This is a genomic window from Thermanaerothrix daxensis (genome assembly GCF_001306145.1).
Classification (GTDB): Bacteria; Chloroflexota; Anaerolineae; order Anaerolineales; family Anaerolineaceae; genus Thermanaerothrix; species Thermanaerothrix daxensis.
The window spans coordinates 1,058,655-1,075,743 of record NZ_LGKO01000002.1; the positions used below are offsets into that span (position 1 = coordinate 1,058,655).

The window sequence follows — 17,089 nt, forward strand, 5'->3', positions numbered from 1 at the left end:
GCTACCTCCGCTAATTAGCCTTCTAAGATGCCTTGAACAAATGCTTCGGGGTTGAAAATCTCAAGATCTTCAGGTTTCTCACCCAAGCCCACAAAGAGTATTGGGATTCCAAGAGTGCGTTGGATGGCAAAAGCCATACCGCCGCGGGCAGAAGAATCTAATTTGGCCAGAATAATCCCATTGACGTTGACCGCGTCTTTAAAAGCGCGGGCTTGTTGAAGGGCATTTTGTCCGGTAGTTGCATCCAAAACTAGCCAGACGGCGTGAGGGGCGCCGGGAAGGGCTTTACCAACCACGCGATGCACCTTCTTTAATTCTTCCATGAGATTATAACGGGTGTGCAACCGTCCTGCGGTGTCCACCAGAGCCACGTCTGCTTTACGCGCAAGGGCGGCTTGGATGCCATCATAAGCTACTGCTCCTGGGTCTGCATTGGGTTGACCTGCCACAATGGGAAGATCTAGGCGTTCTGCCCATACCTGGAGTTGATCTACTGCCGCCGCACGGAAGGTATCTGCAGCCACTAATAGTACTTTTTTGTTTTGACGTTTGAACCAATAGGCCAGTTTGGCAATGGTTGTGGTTTTGCCGGAGCCATTGACACCTACAATGAGAATGACCGCGGGCTGGTGCATCTCGAGATTTATTGGCGGGGGTTCGTCCAGGCGCTTCAATAATTCTTCTTTTAGCGCTTGTTGCAGTTCGCTGGTTCGGGTCAGCCCTTGTTGATGCACACGCTGGCGCAGAGACTCGATAATCTGCTGGCTCGTTTCTACTCCCAGATCAGCCTGAAGGAGTAGAGCCTCTAGATCTTCCCACGTATCGGTATCTATTTCGCTAACGCCCAGCATGGCAGCCAGGCGGCCGAAGGTAGCTTTACGTGTGCGTTCCAGTCCTTGTTTCCATTTGTTGATTAAGTCAATCATAGCGCGTAGATTATATCATTATTGAGATTGAGGATTATGCAGGGTGGCAAGTTGTCCACAGCCGGCTTGTATATCTATACCTCGACGGATGCGTACAGTGCATGGGATGCCATGGCGCTCTAATTCAGCTTTGAACGCGTTGGCGCGTTCGCGGGTACTTCCCGTGCCGGAGTAACGGCGGGTGGGATTAAGAGGGATCACATTCACGTGACAAAGAAGTCCCTTAAGGAGCGCGGCTAATTCACGCGCCGTTTCTACCGAATCATTCACCCCTTGGATCAAGGCCCATTCGAACGTGATGCGGCGCCCAGTTTGGGCAACATAATCCCGGCAGGCTGCCAGCACCTCATGAATGGGGTATTTGCGGTTGATGGGAAGCAGGCTGCTGCGCAGGTCGTCTCGGGTGGCATGCAAGCTGATGGCCAGGTTGACCTGACGTTTTTCGGCCGCAAAACGCCGAATGGCAGGCACCAATCCAACTGTTGAGATGGTGAACCGCCTGGCCCCAAGATTCATGCCCAGGGGATGATTAAGGGTATCAATGGCTTTCATGGTGGCCTCATAGTTGTGGAAGGGTTCTCCCATGCCCATGACCACAATATTAGTTACCTCTTCGCCTTCCTGGCGAAGAAGGCGTGCATAATATAGTACCTGTTCCACTATCTCTCCAGGGGAGAGGTGGCGCTTGAAGCCCATTTGCCCGGTGGCGCAGAAGACGCACCCCATGGCGCAGCCAACTTGGGTGGAAATGCAGAGGGTGTTGCGACGTTCGTAGCGCATAAGCACCGCTTCAATGGCCAGGTCATCAGGAAGGCGAAAGAGGGTTTTGATGGTGTTGCCATCGCTCGAGCGTAATGAAGTCATTGGCGTTAGGTGGCTAAATGTGAATTCCTCCTCAAGTCTCTGCCGTAGGGTTTTGGGCAGAGTACTGAAATGGGAAGGCACATTCCACAGTTGTTGATATAATCCTCGCCAGATCTGTTCGGCACGATAAGCCGGTTCGCCCCAAGTCTGGACGATTTGCTCCAATTCGGGGAAAGAGAGATCGAGGATGAAGACCTTTTGAGATGAAGGGGTTACCTGTGTCATCATTCGGTTTCTAACCCAATCAGATGTGCCAGGGTGGGAGCAATGAGATCAGGCGGGGGTGACCAGCGCTTGGCTTCTTCGAACGTACTAACCCCACTGAGTACCAGGGCTGTTCGCATTCCTGCTTGTTGTCCACCGAGTATGTCGGTATCCAGGCGATCGCCCACCACCAGGGTCTCGGCTGGGGTGGCATTGAGCCGTTCCAACGCCACCCGAAATAGGGTGGGAAAAGGTTTCCCCACAATAACTGGTTTAACATCACTGGCGGCTTCAAGCGCTGCCAGTACAGTGCCGGCACCAGGCACTAATCCTTCCGGGCTTGGGTAGGTGCGATCGGGATTCGTGCCAACAAAAGGCACACCTTGGCGGATCAACAATGTGGCTTTACGTAATTTATCATAGGTAAGTTGCCGATCCAAGCCGGCCACAACCGCGATGACCCGGTCATCTTCGACCGGATAAAATCCGTATTGGGCCAAGGCATGGCGCAGTCCCTCTTCCCCTACCAAAAAAACCGGTCCCCCTTGGGGAAACTGCTCGTGCAAGAAGTAAGCCGTGGCTTCAGCCGAGGTGACGATCCTCTCAGCGTCAAAGGCAACTCCAAAGCCCTTGAGTTTTTGGCAATATTGATCAGCGGTGCGTGTGGCATTGTTAGTGGCCAGTGCAACTCGTAACCCCTGGGCTTTGAAAGCCTCAAAGATGCGTGGCAGATCGCCGATGGGCTGATCACCTCGCCAGAGGACGCCATCCATGTCCAGAATTAAGGCTCGAACAGGAGGATGAAGTGTTTTGATCATAGCGATTCTCCGAGACAGCAAGCCGGACAGCAACAGCTATCCGGCTCGCGGGGTGACCTCAGAAAAATTATGGCAGTGGTGTTAATCACTTCTCAGGAGGCGTCAACACCTGATCCACAATCCCATATTCCACTGCCTGGTAGGCGTCGAGGTAAAAATCTCGCTCTGTATCGCGTTCGATGACTTCCAGAGGCTGGCCAGTGCATTCTGCCAGGATTTGATTAAGTTGCGCTTTGAGGCGCAAAATCTCGCGAGCCTGGATTTCAATATCTGAAGCCTGACCTTGGGCACCTCCCAAAGGTTGATGCATATGAATTGTGGCATGTGGCAAAGCATAGCGTTGTCCCTTAGTACCGGCGGCTAGCAGAACCGTACCGAAAGAGGCGGTAACGCCAACTGCAACGGTGCTAATTTTGTTGGGGATCATCTTCATGGTGTCATAAATGGCCAGGCCTGCGTAAATCTGCCCTCCTGGGGAATTGATGTACATTTGAATGCCCTTTTCAGGATCCTCACGACTCAGGTAAAGCAATTGGGCAACAATTAAGTTGGCCACCTGATCATCAATGGGGGTGCCGACGAAGATGATTCGCTCTTTGAGCAGAAGCGAATAAATATCGTAAGCACGCTCACCCCGAGCAGAAGACTCGATCACCATCGGGATGATGAGGTCAAAATTGTTCAAACTCATAAGACTCCCTTCTCTTTCTTCAAGACTCTGACTTTTTTCTCACATCTGAACTAGATTCTACCGCATCTGTCTCGGGTTTGTCAGTTCCTGTAGCACCCTCGGTTTCGGGAGCGGGAGAGGTATCTGTCTGGGTTTCACCAACGGAAGATTCCGGGGTCAACGTCCCTTCACCGGATGCCTGGGCTTCGCTCTTTTCGAATTGCCCGCTAGCAATGGCCTTGAGACGCTCGATCAGTTCACCGACCATTTCGTTGCTGAGGCGGCGTTCCAGTTCTATGGAAATGCGGTTGCCCAGTCGTTTTTGTTCGCGTTTGGGCAAGCGCGAAATATCTCCAACGAGACTCTCAACAGCCCGTTGGTAAGCCTCTTGGGAGAGTTGAATATTTTCCTGTTGGATGAGTTTATCTACCAGGAGACGACGCTCAAGGCTCTGAATGGCAGCCGGACGGACGGTTTCATTGATAAAGGTTTGTGGATCCTTATTAGTGATGCGCAGGTAGGATTCGAGATTGAGCCCGTAATTGCGAAGTTCCGACTCCCAACGCGCGAGTTGGCGCGAGATTTCTTCGTCAACGAGTTGGGGTGGGTACTTGAAAGTGGCCTGCTCGCGAATGCGATTCAGCATTTGCTCGGCCAATTCATTGTCGGCTTCGGCGCGATGACTGGCTTCAAGGACTGTACGAACACGTTTGCGAAGATCATCCACAGAGTTTAGGTCTGGAAACACAGATTGAATAAACTCATCTGTGAGTTCGGGGACATTCAACTTTTTAACGCTTTGCACCATGACCCGGTACATCACCTTTTTACCCCGCAGGTTCTCATCCTCCCAATTTTCTGGAAATTCGTGGACAAAGGAGGTCTCCTGATCCGCGGCGAGTCCAATCAAGTACGTTGAGAAGCCCGGGAAAGGTCGTTCCGTTTCAGGTTTTCTGCCAATCAGATACTCTGATGCTTCGGGCTCAGAAAAAGTCGAGGGCGTTTCTTCACCTTCCAGAATGGCCCACTGGTATTTAACGTACACCACGTCACCATCCTGGGCCGGTCGTTCGACTGGTTCTGCCACCGCATTGGCGAGTAAGATATTTTGAATGTACTCTTCGATCTCTTCTTCTGAGACTGTTGCGGCTTGGGATTCAATGCGAATGTTATGATAATCACCCAGTTCCACAACAGGTTCTAGGGGTACCACAAAAGCCAAGCGTAAAGGCTCTCGGCTCAGGATGCTGTCTAAACGTCCTGGTGCTCCAGGGGTGACTTCAGCGGTCATCAGGACATCCCCGTATTTATCATCAATCAACATCTCAATCGCCAGTTCTTCGATGGCCTCGTTTCCCACGGTCCGACGCACCATCTCGAGGGGGGCTTTACCCGGCCGGAAACCAGGAATGCGCACCCTTTCGCCTAATCGTTTGGTAGCTTTACGCTTGTAGTCTTCCCAAACCTCAGGTTCAAACTCGGCCACAATATAGACCTGATGGTCGTCGCGTTGCGTTTTCTCGATGATGTTCACCACCTATGATTATCCTTTCGTATAGTGATTTTTTCGATTTGGTGGGGAAGGCGGGACTCGAACCCGCACGCCTCGCGGCACGTGATCCTAAGTCACGCCTGTCTGCCAGTTCCAGCACTTCCCCTGGCTGGCGAAATTATAAGCAATACTACTCCAGGCGTCAATGACCCCTGCTTTCGGAGGCTATGCCTATGGCCCTAAGGACTGGTAAAAGACTGTTTTGGGTTACCTTCTCTTTTAGAAAATAATGGCTATAATCTGAGCCAATTGACAATTTTAACTTGCTTGGAGGATCATTGAGTCGGGTTATTCAGACAGATGGCGTAGGAAAACAGCGTCAAACCTTGGTACGGTCATTGGCCTTGGCCGTACGTGAATTGATGCAGCAGGGAACAATCAACGCGCAAACGCGGGATTTGGTGGCTTTCCTGGTACTGGCGATGGAAGAAATTGCTCAAAATATTGATGAAACGGTCAAAGCCTGGGAAAAACGGGGGTATTGGCTCAAGGCTGATCGCTTTCGATTGGATTGGGAGTGGACGCAGGTGTTGAGCCATCGTTTGCGAGAGGCGCTTGCTGAGGAAGACTGGGAAGGGATTGCGCGTCTGGTTGGTGAGGTGGCTTCCCGGATCGGTCATGTGCAACTCCCAGTACGGCATCGCCTGGGAGAACCCTGGAAAGGGGCTTGGGAGAAATTGCGGGCGAAGTCTCGAGCAATTCAGCAATAAAAAGAGCGCCTGCCCAAGGCAGGCGCTCTTCAAAATCCTATTGAGAAGGCTAGTTGTTGGAGACCATGCTGGGGATACCGCTGTGTTTGGGTACTGGCGGGGGGAAGATGGCTTCAAACTCTTCCCGTGAAAGAGTCTCAACTTCTAGCAGGCGCTGGGCAACCGCATCTAGTTTATCGCGGTACTGGATAAGTAATTGGCGTGCCTTCTGGTAAGCCTCATTTACCAAGCGGCGTACCTCACGGTCTATTTGCTCGGCTACGGCTTCGGAATAGTCGCGCTGTTCAGCAATTTCACGGCCAAGGAAGATGAGTTCCTCTTTCTGCCCGTACACCATTGGCCCAAGTTCTTCACTCATGCCCAGACGCGTTACCATAGTCCGTGCCAGTTGGGTAACCCGTTCCAGGTCATTGCCAGCCCCGGATGTGATATCGTCAAACACCAGCTCCTCGGCTGCCCGTCCACCTAGCAGGCCGACCATCTCAGCGATCAGTTTTTTCCGAGGCATCAGGGTGCGATCCTCTTGCGGTAGCGAGAGTGTATAACCAGCGGCCATTCCACGGGCAATAATAGATACCTTCTGTACCGGGTCGGCTTCAGGCAGGGCGTTCATGACCACGGCATGCCCCGCCTCGTGATAGGCGATGATTCGTTTCTCTTCCTGACTGATCAGGCGGCTCTTGCGTTCTGGCCCGGCAATTACGCGCTCAATGGCTTCCTCAAATTCGGCCATCGAAATGCTTTTCCGATTGCGCCGTGCGGCTAGAATAGCGGCTTCATTGACGAGGTTCTCCAGATCAGCACCTACGAATCCAGGGGTGGCACGTGCCAAGATGGAGAGGTCCACGTCGCTGTCCAGAGGTTTTCCCTTGACATGGACACGCAAAATGGCCTCTCGCCCGCGCACATCAGGCCGATCAAGCACCACCCGGCGATCGAAGCGTCCGGGGCGCAAGAGAGCAGGATCAAGGATGTCGGGGCGGTTTGTGGCTGCCATGATGATGATGTTGGTGTCAGTGTCGAAGCCATCCATCTCGACCAACAACTGGTTAAGCGTTTGCTCGCGCTCGTCATGACTGCCACCGAGTCCTGCGCCACGTTGGCGCCCCACAGCGTCAATCTCATCTACGAAGACAATGCAGGGCGAATGACGTTTGGCTTGGTCAAATAGGTCACGCACTCGGCTTGCACCCACACCGACGAACATTTCCACAAATTCAGAGCCGGAAATCGAGAAAAAGGGGACACCGGCTTCACCAGAGACGGCTTTGGCTAAAAGGGTTTTCCCGGTACCAGGGGGCCCTACCAGGAGCACGCCTTTAGGAATTCGAGCCCCCAGCGCGATGAACTTTTGAGGTTCACGTAGGAATTCAACTACCTCTTTCAACTCCTCCTTCGCCTCATCCACGCCTGCTACATCTGCGAATGTGACCGTGGGATGATCGCCCGTGAACATGCGTGCTCGGGATTTGCCAAAGGACATGGCAGCATTGTTAGTGCCCTGGGCTTGACGAAAGATGAAGAAGAACGCCCCGATCAGGATGAGGAAGGGGAGAATGTACCCAAGGGCTGTAATGACTCCCAACCAGGGGCTTGGTGGCTTGATGATAATGCTGATGTTATTCGGATGTAGTTGCTCCTGAGTTACGCCCAGGTGGAGCAATTGCTCAACCAGCGTGGCATCTGCCTCTTTTGTAGAGATTGCCTCTGTCAGGTCTTTGTATACAACCCGTAGACGATTCTCATTCTCCTCAATCTTGCTAACACGACCCTGCTTAATATCTTCGGCTAACTGATTGATAGAAACCTCAGAAGTAGTTCCCCGCTGGCTGAAATTGTAGACCACCATGACAATGATAGCTACAAACAGCAGCAGGTAAATGATGTAGGATTGGTTACGTGAATTCACACTGACCTCCGTCAGTTCTTAAACCTGTAAGGTTCATTTGCATTGGATGTGTTCTGGTGGAATTATACCAATCTCGGCATCAGGATACCAGGAATTGCAAAACCGGTTTTTGGCTATTGTAGATACTTTGACAAGTCACATGGGGTTATATATACTCAAAATATCCCGGGTGAGGAGAGAGAAAATGCTTGAAGAAGGTGTGGAATCGCAAGGGGTAGAAGTTGAAGAAGATACCCCAGATATTATCCAGCCAGATGTTTCACTAGATGATATTACTGATAAATCGGCCAACTCTCCATCCCCTAGTGGTAACTGGCCAGTGGCTATAAATGAGGGTTCTGAAGAAAAAGAACCGAAAAGGAGTGGCGACTGGGATGAAGTGTACCCCGGGGTCTTCATGGACCGTGTGGATAAAGCCCGGAAGAGCATTCAATCTAGCCTCAACAACCCCCAGAAGGCAATGGCCTTTCTCGATCTGCTGGAAAAGGCCCAGAATCTGGTTAGCCAGGGATCTGAGTATTACGAAGAGGCTGAGCGCCTGTTGAGCGAAGTGGAGTACCATCTTGCCTTCATGGAAAGGATGAGAAGGGCTTCCCAAAGGGTCGGGTTTCCGTTGTTTCTTTACGAGGTCTTATGGTTCGGGGTGTTTGCTTGGGGGTTGGTGCAAATTAACCTGGCACCGACTTACGAGGCCATTCGAAGCGCCAGTCCCATCGCTGAGGTAAACCTGATACATCTATTAAGTAGCCTGATTTGGGGCGGATTGGGTGGCGTAGTGGGAGCGCTTTACGCGTTATGGAAACACATTGCCAAAGAACAGGATTTTGACCCCCAATTTGCTTTGTGGTATCTCACCAATCCTGTCTTGGGGATTATGCTCGGAGGATTTGTTTTCCTTGTCATTCAGGCAGGTTTCTTCTCCTTGACCGCAGGAGTTGAACCCGGGCTTAATATTCGTTCAGCCTTTGTTATCTATGTGCTGGCGTGGATTTCCGGTTTTAAGCAGAACGTGGTTTATGAAATTGTGCGTCGCATTCTGGATGTTTTTCGCGTCGAAGCCCCAACTCCGGTTTCAGGTGCCAGTTCAGGTGGTGATGCAGAACGGAGTTAAGATGGACTGTGCCACTGTATTTGATCTATTGTGGCACCGATTTGACGAATGTGGGTGCGATCGTGAGTCACCACGAACTCCATAATTTCTTGTAGGGTAGTGGGGCCGAAAATGGCGTGACGTGCCGGTCGTTGCCAATCGGTGGGAGAAAGGGTTTCAAGTCGCTCGAGAATTTTAGTACGCGAGGTCGTGAAGGTTTCCAGGGCTTCACGCCCGTCCTGGAGGTGGTAGTTGCGCGTTGTAGCCCAATTGTCGGTGTCAATTCCGGGGATGAAAGGATTTTCGTCGTTCAGCAGAAGATCCAGGCGAGGTAAATTGACTTCAGCGTCAACATCACGTAAGTGACAGATGACCTCATTAACTGCCCATTCTTGAGGCGCGGGGCGTTGTGTCCATTGGGATGGAGGTAGAGAGCGAGTCAGATTCTCAATGGCGGCTGGTGTGGCCGCGAGAGCGGCCATAATGGCGGCTGGTGTTTTGATCTCAAGGCTCTTTCCGGCTTTTTCTACCTCATCCAACCAATCCAGGACGCCTGTGAAGGGACCCTGACGGCTGAGGGGGTGTTGTTGTATTCCATTGGGGTGGGGAGATGCAATGACCCAGTAGGTTGGAAGCCCAAGCGCTTCGGCCGGGAGAATATCTTCTTCGGCGCTGTTTCCTATCATGACCGCGGCTCCTTCGGGCCACCGCAGTGTGGCTAAAATCTCGGCCATGAAGGCTGGATGCGGTTTACAAAAGTGGAAAGTTTCGTAGTCGGGTATTAGAGTAAATGGATACTTTTCAGGTGGGAGCAAAGCCCACCGTAAGCGTTCTAGAATGGCTTTACGTGGAAAAAGTGGGTTAGTAGCCACGACGACACGATGGCCTCGGGCTAGAGCCTTTTCCACAAGGTCAACCGCTTCTGGACGAGGCTGTGTGTAAGTACGCAAAGAGGGAAAGACATTGGCGTAAAAATCATCTATGGGCTGTTGAAGGCGGGCTTGAGGAATTCCCAATCCAGGGTAAAAATGCGCATCAAAGGTGGCCTTTAGGCTTCCCTGCGGGGTTTTCTTTTGATACATAGCCCGTGTCGCCGTCAAAAGTTGCCCGATTAACTTCTCCGGTGCAACAAAATGCCTCAGATGTTCAGCCAAAGACCTGAGATAGGCTTCCTGAAACAGTTCGGCGTTGTTGATTAAGAGCGTGTCATCAAGATCAATAAGAAGGGTCAGTGTCATTAGCCGTGTTCAGAAATAGAAAAGGGGATTGGATGACATTCACCGCAGCCAACTTCAGGGTGGGCTACTTCCTGGTGAACCTTCTGACAGAAGGCGCTGACGCGTACCCGTTTGCGCAACCCCAGCCATTGGCGTTCTACCCAGGCACGTAGGACCATATGCTCACAGGCATTAGCCTGGGTAATACGAGGGACCGGGCATGTACGGCACAGGGTAGGTGCCCAGTTATTGGGGGGTGCGGCTGGGCTGATCAGACGGCATTCTTCCTGGTTACGACCGCGGTAGTAATTTCCGTAGAAGAAAGGGCACTCAGCCCCGGCTGGGGTGCGCATGGCAATTTACTGGTTTACCGATATCTTCTCACGCCTGGACGCGTGTTACATATTCGCCAGTGCGGGTGTCCACTCGGATGATGTCACCCGTCTCTACGAACGCGGGCACCTGGATCTGCATACCGGTTTCCACCGTTACCGTTTTTGTGACGCCGGTTGCTGTATCGCCTTTCACAGCTATATCTGCCTGGATGACTTTAAGATCTACGGTGGTGGGAAGTTCAATATCTAAAGGCTCGTTGTTGTAGAAGGTGAGTTTTACTTCCAAGTTTTCTTTCAGAAAGCCAGCAGATTCACCTAGAATTTCGGCCCGGATGGGGTATTGCTCAAAAGTTTCTGTGTCCATGAAGTAGTAAGTGTCCCCATCGTTGTAGAGATATTGCGCTGTATGATAGTCCAGACGGACGTCTTGCACACGTTCCCCGGAAACGAACGTTTTCTCGATAGTGGCTCCCGAACGGAGATTGCGGGCTTTAATGCGAATGATGGCATTCCCGCGACCTGGTTTGTGATGGTGGTATTCCAGGACTTTATAAAGATTCCCGTCGAGTTCGAAGGTCACACCTTTGCGAAGATCACTTACGTCAATCATGATGAAAACTCCCTTTATTTCTGGTGGCTAACTTTTCAGGGCGGATTATAGCGCATGGAATAGGGCTTGACAAGTCGGACTACGGTAATGTTAAAAATTTTCCCCCTCGTTCTCTCGAGGGGGAAAATCGAAGTGGCTTGCTTATCCAATCTTTGGCTCGATGAGGCCGTAAGTCCCATCTCGCCGCCGATAGAGCACGTTTATGGCGTTTGTGTTGGCATTATAAAACACAAAGAAATTTTCGTGACCCAAGAGCTTCATTTGTTCGATGGCTTCCAGTTCGTCCATGGGTGCCAGTGTGAAGGTCTTGCGGCGGGCAATAATGGGCATTTCTTCCTCCTCCATCTCTTCTTCCGGAGGTGCCACCACGCCAGCCACCGCAGAAGCCGGGGTGCCATCACCTCGACCTCGGTAGTGTTTTCCTTTGTAGCGTGAAATTTGACGCTGCATTTTATCAACTGCTTCGTCAATGGCAGCAAAGATATCATCAGAGCGTTCCTCTACGCGCAGTATGAACCCACGGCCGCGTAAAGTGATCTGAGCAACCTGACGATCGGCTGCGTTGCGAGCCGATTTTACATAAGCCAGGTCAACGCGCGTTTCTTCCACGTCATTAATCATCCGATCGAGTTTTGAAACCTTCTTGTTGACGTATTCTCTAATGCGGTCATTCAAGTCAATGTTACGCGTAAAGATTTCAATATTCATAGGCATAGGTTTTCCTCCATAAAAGTTCGCGCCCATTAAGTCTCACTGGTTCAGGGCTTATCTAAAGTATAACTTAAAGTTGGTCGTCTGCATGTGAGATAGCCCGTGCCAGAGTCAGACCGTAAACAGCACTGGCACCGGCATCGAGCAAAGCCTCAGCACAAGCATTCAGGGTGGCGCCCGTGGTGAATACGTCGTCTACCAGCAAGATGTTGTATCCTGAGACACGGCGAGGGTCAGATTCAAAGGCTCCTTGAACATTCTTCCAACGTTCACTTGCGGATTGTCCTACCTGGCTGGGGGTTTCGCGACACTTTTTGAGGCCTCGGGATACCAATGGCTTGTGTAGCGCCAGGGCTAGAGGTGCAGCCAATACACTCGCCTGGTTGTAACCGCGTTGTCGCTGGCGGGCAGGACTTAGGGGAACCGGAATAATCAGATCAATGTTCCAGTGTTGGGGTAAAAAGGTGTGAAGAAGATCCGGGGTAAAGTGATCTCCAAGCCCCAAATTTCGATGATACTTGAGGCTTTGAATGGCCTTACGCAGGGGACCCTGGTAAATGGCCCAGGAACGTATTCCATTCAGGGCTAAGGGCGTATTTTGGCATTGGGAACAATAAGTGTTTCCAGAGTTGAGGAGGGGGGTACCACAACAGTGGCATACCCGGTCCTGGTTGAGGCGCACGACCTGGGCCTCGCAGTTTGGACAGAAGCGAAAGCCCATTGCGCCACAGCCCGCACAAGTGGGAGGGAAGATCCAATCTATAGCCCTCCAGAAGCCACGATAAATGCTGAAAGGCCATGAGTAGGACGTGGTTAACCCCGTCGACATAAAGGCCAGATTTATCGGAACATGGCCCCCAGTGCCGAATGCATCAGACGCAGGGCAGCGGGTGTTAGTAATACGATCATAAGCGAAGGGAAGATCAACAATGCCATTGGGATGAGCATTTTCAATGGGGCTTTATGGGCCTCTTCCTCCGCGCGCTGGCGTCGCCGGACCCGCATTTGTTCAGATTGAATGCGCAGCACTTTGGCCAGGCTGACACCTAACATTTCACTCTGGATCACCGCAGCAACAAAGGAGGTCATTTCAGGAATGCCAATTCGCTCTGCCATGGAGCGTAGAGCCTCACGGCGCGTCTTTCCCAACTGAATCTCTTGAATGGCTCTGGCGAAAGCAAGAGAAAGCTCACTTTGCCATTTTTCACTGACCTTCTGCATGGCAGCATCAAACCCCAGACCGGCTTCGACGCAAATGGTTAGCAGGTCAAGGGCATCGGGCATGGCTTTGCGTATCTCGCGTTGCCGTCGCGAGATACGACTTGATAGCAGCATGATCGGAAAGACAAAACCCAATAGCGCGAAAACGAAAGCCAAGAGTAGCGTGGTTCCCAGAGGCTGGCGGTTGGGGCCCAGGGTAAAAAGAACGAAAATCAAGCCGCCAAAGACAACGGCAAGAAAACCCTGAGAAACGAGGATAAGTCCTCCATCCCAAAAGCCAGTAACCCCTGCCAGTTCTAATTGCTTGTTGTAGCTCTGGATCAAGTTGGCGGGGGTAAATCGCGAGGCAAATTCGCCTAATTTGCGAGCGAGTGGGAAAAGAACCCGCTCAGTGAAAGGTTGTGAGAGTTCCAATTTGCGGAGATCTACCGCTTCGCCCGTGCGGCTGAATTCTTCGAGGCGTGCCTGGAGAGCGCGCTCATTGGCTAATTCGGGATTGCGCAGGCCAATGATGGTTAGAACGATGACTCCAACCAGAACAAATACAAGCAAGCCGATTAACATGGTCATCGTATGCCTCCTGGGTTCATCACACCTCGATATTTCCCAGTTTATTCATTACTAGATAACCCGTAACGATCAGGAAGAGCGCAATACCCAGCGCAATATAACCGCATGGGAAGTTTTCGGCTTTGAAAAATTCCATAACGTAGGGGCGATTGATCATGTAGAGGACGGCAATCAAAATGATTGGCAATAAGGAAAGGAAGCGTCCTGAATACATCACCTGCGTTGTCAGAACACGGATTTCACCCTTGATGCGGACGCGCTCGCGAATCGTGAAAGAAATAGAATCCAAAATTTCGGCTAGGTTACCACCAACTTCCCGCTGAACGTTCATGGCGGTGATGACCAGATCCAGATCATCGCTGGGGATGCGCTGGAGAAGATTATCGAGCGCGCGGTCCATTGGCACACCCAGCTGAATTTCCTGAACAACTCGTCGGAACTCGTCAGAAATTGGGCTGGGCATTTCACGGCTAACCGATTCCATGGCCTGCAGGGTGGAAAAGCCTGCCCGAAGGCCGTTGACCATTAGATTCAGCATGTCCGGCAGTTGTTCGTTGAATTTGATTAGGCGCTTGCGTTGCTGCATTTTAACGTAAAAACGGGGGATTTGACTGCCAAGGATGGCTCCAAGGATGGCCATGATGATAGAACGATCGCCGATGTTCCAGAAAACCAGCCCAATTATGGCGGTGCTCAATAGGATAATTAGAAAGTATTCCCCGGATTTGAGTTTGAGATCGGCACGCGCCAACTCGCGTGAGATGCGATCACCATAAGAGGTACGTTCAACCTGGCGGTTAAGCCAGTCCACCAGAGGACGGGCTCTTTCTTTTTCCGTGAGGGGTTGAGCGCGTTGGAGTTCGACGTAGCGGCCCAGGCGTTGTTCTACGAGGGCTCGTTCGCTGGTTATGGAGACCACGATTCCAATGAGCAGGAGCAAGAGTGCCAATCCCCCGCCGATCATTAGTACTAAAAGTGGCTCAACCATAGTTCCCTGTCCTGTCTGTTAATGCTCCCTATTAGCGGCGTCGTTCCATCATTCCAAATATAGAAGGTGGCAGATGTATACCGGCAGACTCGATTTTTTCCATAAACTTGGGGCGTAAGCCGGTTGGACGTAGCCGCCCAACCACCTTCCCATTTTCGTAGCCAGTTTGCTCAAAGACGAAGAGATCGGTCATGGTGATGACCTCACCCTCCATACCTGTGATTTCAGATATGCTTACCACTTTGCGTGTACCGTCACGCATGCGTTCTTGATGGACCACTAAATCAATAGCCGAAGCAATCTGTTCGCGAATAGCCCGACTGGGCAGGTCCATGCCGGCCATCATGGTCATGGTTTCGATGCGAGCCAGGGTATCGCGCGGACTGTTGGAGTGGCAGGTGGTCATAGAGCCATCGTGACCAGTGTTCATGGCCTGGAGCATGTCCAGGGCGGCTTCATCGCGAATTTCGCCCACGATGATGCGGTCGGGGCGCATACGCAAAGCATTGATGACCAGTTGACGAATGGTAATCTCGCCACGTCCCTCAATATTGGGTGGGCGGGATTCCAGTGTTACCACATGCTCCTGACGCAGTTGCAATTCGGCAGCATTTTCAATAGTAATAATGCGCTCATCCGGAGGAATGAAACCAGAGAGGACATTTAGCAAGGTGGTTTTACCGGACCCGGTACCGCCCGAAATCACGATGTTGATGCGAGCCTTCACGCAAGCATCGAGGAATTGAATAGCCTCCGGGGTAATTGAGCCGAATTGAATGAGCTGATCAACCGTGATGGGGTTGCGAGCAAACTTACGAATGGTAATGACCGGACCTACGAGCGAAATCGGTGGAATAACAATGTTAACGCGCGAGCCATCTGGTAGGCGAGCATCTACATAAGGGGAGGATTCATCCACACGCCGGCCGAGAGGTGCTACGATGCGCTCAATAATGCGCATGACGTGTTCATTGTCCTCAAAGGAGAGTGGAACTCGTTGGATCTTGCCGCGTCGCTCGACGTAAATGTTGCGGGCTCCATTGACCATAATTTCGGTGATGGTGTCGTCCTCGAGGAGAGGCTGCAGAGGACCAAATCCTAGAATTTCGGCCACGATCTGTTCGTACATACGGGCGCGTTCAGGGCGTGAAAGTACGATGTTCTCTTCATTCAGAATTTGTTCAAATAGTTCCTGAATGGTGCGCCGTACCTCAGCGACCTTGGTCACATCCATCGAGGGGTCAAGTGTGGAGAGAAGTTTGGCTTGAACCCGATTCTTGAGATCCTGGTAAGTATCGGTGCCGGTAGGCTGAATCGGGGTGGGAACCCGCTTGACGGGAGTAGGGGTTGTGCGCAGGATACCCGAACCAGCGTCTTGATGGTTGTTGGGTGTTGAGGTTTCACCAGATAAACGACTTAACAGTGACATTGTTTATGCTCCCCATTTCTTACTAGCGGTTTCACGTTCCGGAAGTGCTTCAAGTTGAGTGATTTTACGCTGAATAAGGTCAGCAAGGCTGAGAACCCCTTTCGAAATCGCACTGGCGCGATCTTCTAACACAAAAGGACGACCTTTCAGGATGGATTGAATAACCGCGCGCTCGTCCAGGGGGATCACAACCTCTACCGGGTGTTTTAGGCTGTTGTAAATTCTTTCTGCATCGAGGCTGATGCGCTTATCATAACGGTTCAACACCAGGATAATGCGTTCGCGCGAAATGTTGGATTTATCTGCCAGGGTTAGGAACAGGCTGACATTTTTAAGCGTTGGCAGTTCCTGGGTTGTGATCAAGATGATAAAGTCGGCGATTTCCAGAATGGCTTGCGTGGTATCGCTCAGATAGGAAGAGGTGTCCACAATTACAAAGCGATATAGGGTGCTCAAGAACTGAAGGAGTTTGGCAAATTGCTCACCATTTACCTGAAGGGCCATCTCGGGTTGAGAGGGAGCAACCAGGATGGGAAGCTTGGTCTCTCGGTGGGTGACCACCACCCCTTCAACTATCTCGGCATCAAGCTCATCGGCCCGGATGGCGAGATCAATGACGCTGTTTTTTCCCCGTTCATTGAGCATGACGACTACGTCGCCAAACTGCAAATCACCGTCTACCAAGATGGTGCGTTGGTTCTGAACCTGCAGGGCAATAGCAAGGTTAGTAGCCAAAATGGTTTTGCCTGTGCCACCTTTTGGCCCGTAGACTGCAATGATTTTACCTTTTTGAGCCGGGCCAGGCATGCCGCCCATTACTCCACCCTCTACGACTCCAGGCGCCGGAGCGCTTCGTTTCTCTTCCAGTGCCATTGTGCCAGCGCGCCTGACTGCAGCCAGTAATTCATCAATATCCGGCGGTTTTGAGAGGAAGTCACGTGCTCCAGCAAGCATGGCACGTCGCATGTACCCAGGATCGTTCTGAACGGAAAGGATAACCACCTGGGTATAGGGCACCTTTCGGCGGATGGCTTCGGTCGCCTTGATGCCGTCCATATCCGGCATGTTGATATCCATGATGACGACGTCAGGACGGCACTCGGTGGCAAGTTCAATGGCTTCCTGACCATTTCTTGCCACGCCTACGACTTCAACATTGGGCTCGAGATGAAGGGCGCGCCGTATGGTTTCCCGAGTCTCCGAAATATCATCAACGATAATAACCTTAATCTTCTCAGCGTTTGCCATGCAGGCTCCTGATCCGA

General features: G+C 51.7%; 17 protein-coding genes and 1 tRNA gene. 2 read left to right on the top strand and 16 right to left on the bottom strand.

From position 1 onward, the window contains the following. Positions 1-14 precede the first annotated feature (14 nt). From ftsY to SE15_RS05220, 6 genes are all read right to left on the bottom strand, one after another. Positions 15-926: a signal recognition particle-docking protein FtsY gene (gene ftsY, locus SE15_RS05195; protein WP_054521025.1), complete on the bottom strand. Its 912-nt coding sequence runs from the start codon at positions 924-926 to the stop codon at positions 15-17. Between the two features lie 18 nt (positions 927-944). Next, complete coding sequence (gene rlmN / locus SE15_RS05200) at positions 945-2,018, bottom strand: 23S rRNA (adenine(2503)-C(2))-methyltransferase RlmN (protein WP_152965539.1); 1,074 nt, start codon at positions 2,016-2,018, stop codon at positions 945-947. Next, positions 2,015-2,812 carry an HAD-IIA family hydrolase gene (locus SE15_RS05205; protein WP_054521027.1) on the bottom strand — a complete coding sequence of 266 codons (798 nt, stop codon included), beginning with the start codon at positions 2,810-2,812 and terminating at the stop codon, positions 2,015-2,017. The genes rlmN and SE15_RS05205 overlap by 4 nt, the downstream gene beginning before the upstream one ends. Before the next feature lie 85 nt (positions 2,813-2,897). Then, positions 2,898-3,503 (bottom strand): ATP-dependent Clp protease proteolytic subunit, encoded by a 606-nt coding sequence (locus SE15_RS05210; protein ID WP_054521028.1) that lies wholly within the window; start codon positions 3,501-3,503, stop codon positions 2,898-2,900. 19 nt (positions 3,504-3,522) lie between these two features. Continuing rightward, positions 3,523-5,019: a trigger factor gene (tig, locus tag SE15_RS05215; RefSeq protein WP_054521029.1), complete on the bottom strand. Its 1,497-nt coding sequence runs from the start codon at positions 5,017-5,019 to the stop codon at positions 3,523-3,525. Between the two features lie 36 nt (positions 5,020-5,055). Beyond that, positions 5,056-5,140, bottom strand: a tRNA-Leu gene (locus SE15_RS05220). Positions 5,141-5,312: 172 nt separating this feature from the next. Between SE15_RS05220 and SE15_RS05225 the strand changes: the two genes are divergently transcribed. Further along, positions 5,313-5,744: a hypothetical protein gene (locus SE15_RS05225; RefSeq protein ID WP_054521030.1), complete on the top strand. Its 432-nt coding sequence runs from the start codon at positions 5,313-5,315 to the stop codon at positions 5,742-5,744. 49 nt (positions 5,745-5,793) lie between these two features. On the opposite strand, the gene ftsH is transcribed toward SE15_RS05225, so the two are convergent. Then, the gene (gene ftsH, locus SE15_RS05230; RefSeq protein ID WP_054521031.1) at positions 5,794-7,653 is read right to left on the bottom strand and encodes an ATP-dependent zinc metalloprotease FtsH; all 1,860 of its coding nucleotides are present in this window, start codon (positions 7,651-7,653) and stop codon (positions 5,794-5,796) included. Between the two features lie 184 nt (positions 7,654-7,837). Here ftsH and SE15_RS05235 point away from each other — a divergent pair, with 184 nt between their 5' ends. Further along, entirely contained in the window at positions 7,838-8,764 is a 927-nt protein-coding gene (locus SE15_RS05235) for a protein kinase family protein (RefSeq protein WP_054521032.1), read from the top strand. On the opposite strand, the gene SE15_RS05240 is transcribed toward SE15_RS05235, so the two are convergent. From SE15_RS05240 to SE15_RS05280, 9 genes are all read right to left on the bottom strand, one after another. Next, positions 8,761-9,981 (bottom strand): DinB family protein, encoded by a 1,221-nt coding sequence (locus tag SE15_RS05240; protein WP_054521033.1) that lies wholly within the window; start codon positions 9,979-9,981, stop codon positions 8,761-8,763. The two genes, SE15_RS05235 and SE15_RS05240, sit on opposite strands and share 4 nt — an antisense overlap. Then, a complete protein-coding gene (locus tag SE15_RS05245; RefSeq protein WP_054521034.1) occupies positions 9,981-10,313 on the bottom strand; it encodes a hypothetical protein in 333 nt (110 codons plus the stop codon). The genes SE15_RS05240 and SE15_RS05245 overlap by 1 nt, the downstream gene beginning before the upstream one ends. A 28-nt stretch (positions 10,314-10,341) precedes the next feature. Continuing rightward, entirely contained in the window at positions 10,342-10,905 is a 564-nt protein-coding gene (gene efp, locus SE15_RS05250) for an elongation factor P (protein WP_054521035.1), read from the bottom strand. A gap of 141 nt (positions 10,906-11,046) precedes the next feature. Next, positions 11,047-11,619, bottom strand: a complete 573-nt coding sequence (gene hpf / locus SE15_RS05255; protein ID WP_054521036.1) for a ribosome hibernation-promoting factor, HPF/YfiA family — start codon at positions 11,617-11,619, stop codon at positions 11,047-11,049. A gap of 67 nt (positions 11,620-11,686) precedes the next feature. Then, a complete protein-coding gene (locus SE15_RS05260) occupies positions 11,687-12,445 on the bottom strand; it encodes a ComF family protein (RefSeq protein WP_083461718.1) in 759 nt (252 codons plus the stop codon). Between the two features lie 11 nt (positions 12,446-12,456). Further along, positions 12,457-13,407: a type II secretion system F family protein gene (locus SE15_RS05265; RefSeq protein WP_054521038.1), complete on the bottom strand. Its 951-nt coding sequence runs from the start codon at positions 13,405-13,407 to the stop codon at positions 12,457-12,459. Between the two features lie 19 nt (positions 13,408-13,426). After that, positions 13,427-14,395, bottom strand: a complete 969-nt coding sequence (locus SE15_RS05270) for a type II secretion system F family protein (RefSeq protein WP_054521039.1) — start codon at positions 14,393-14,395, stop codon at positions 13,427-13,429. Positions 14,396-14,426: 31 nt separating this feature from the next. Beyond that, complete coding sequence (locus tag SE15_RS05275; protein ID WP_054521040.1) at positions 14,427-15,824, bottom strand: CpaF family protein; 1,398 nt, start codon at positions 15,822-15,824, stop codon at positions 14,427-14,429. Between the two features lie 3 nt (positions 15,825-15,827). Then, positions 15,828-17,072, bottom strand: a complete 1,245-nt coding sequence (locus SE15_RS05280) for a response regulator (protein WP_054521041.1) — start codon at positions 17,070-17,072, stop codon at positions 15,828-15,830. Positions 17,073-17,089 lie beyond the last annotated feature (17 nt).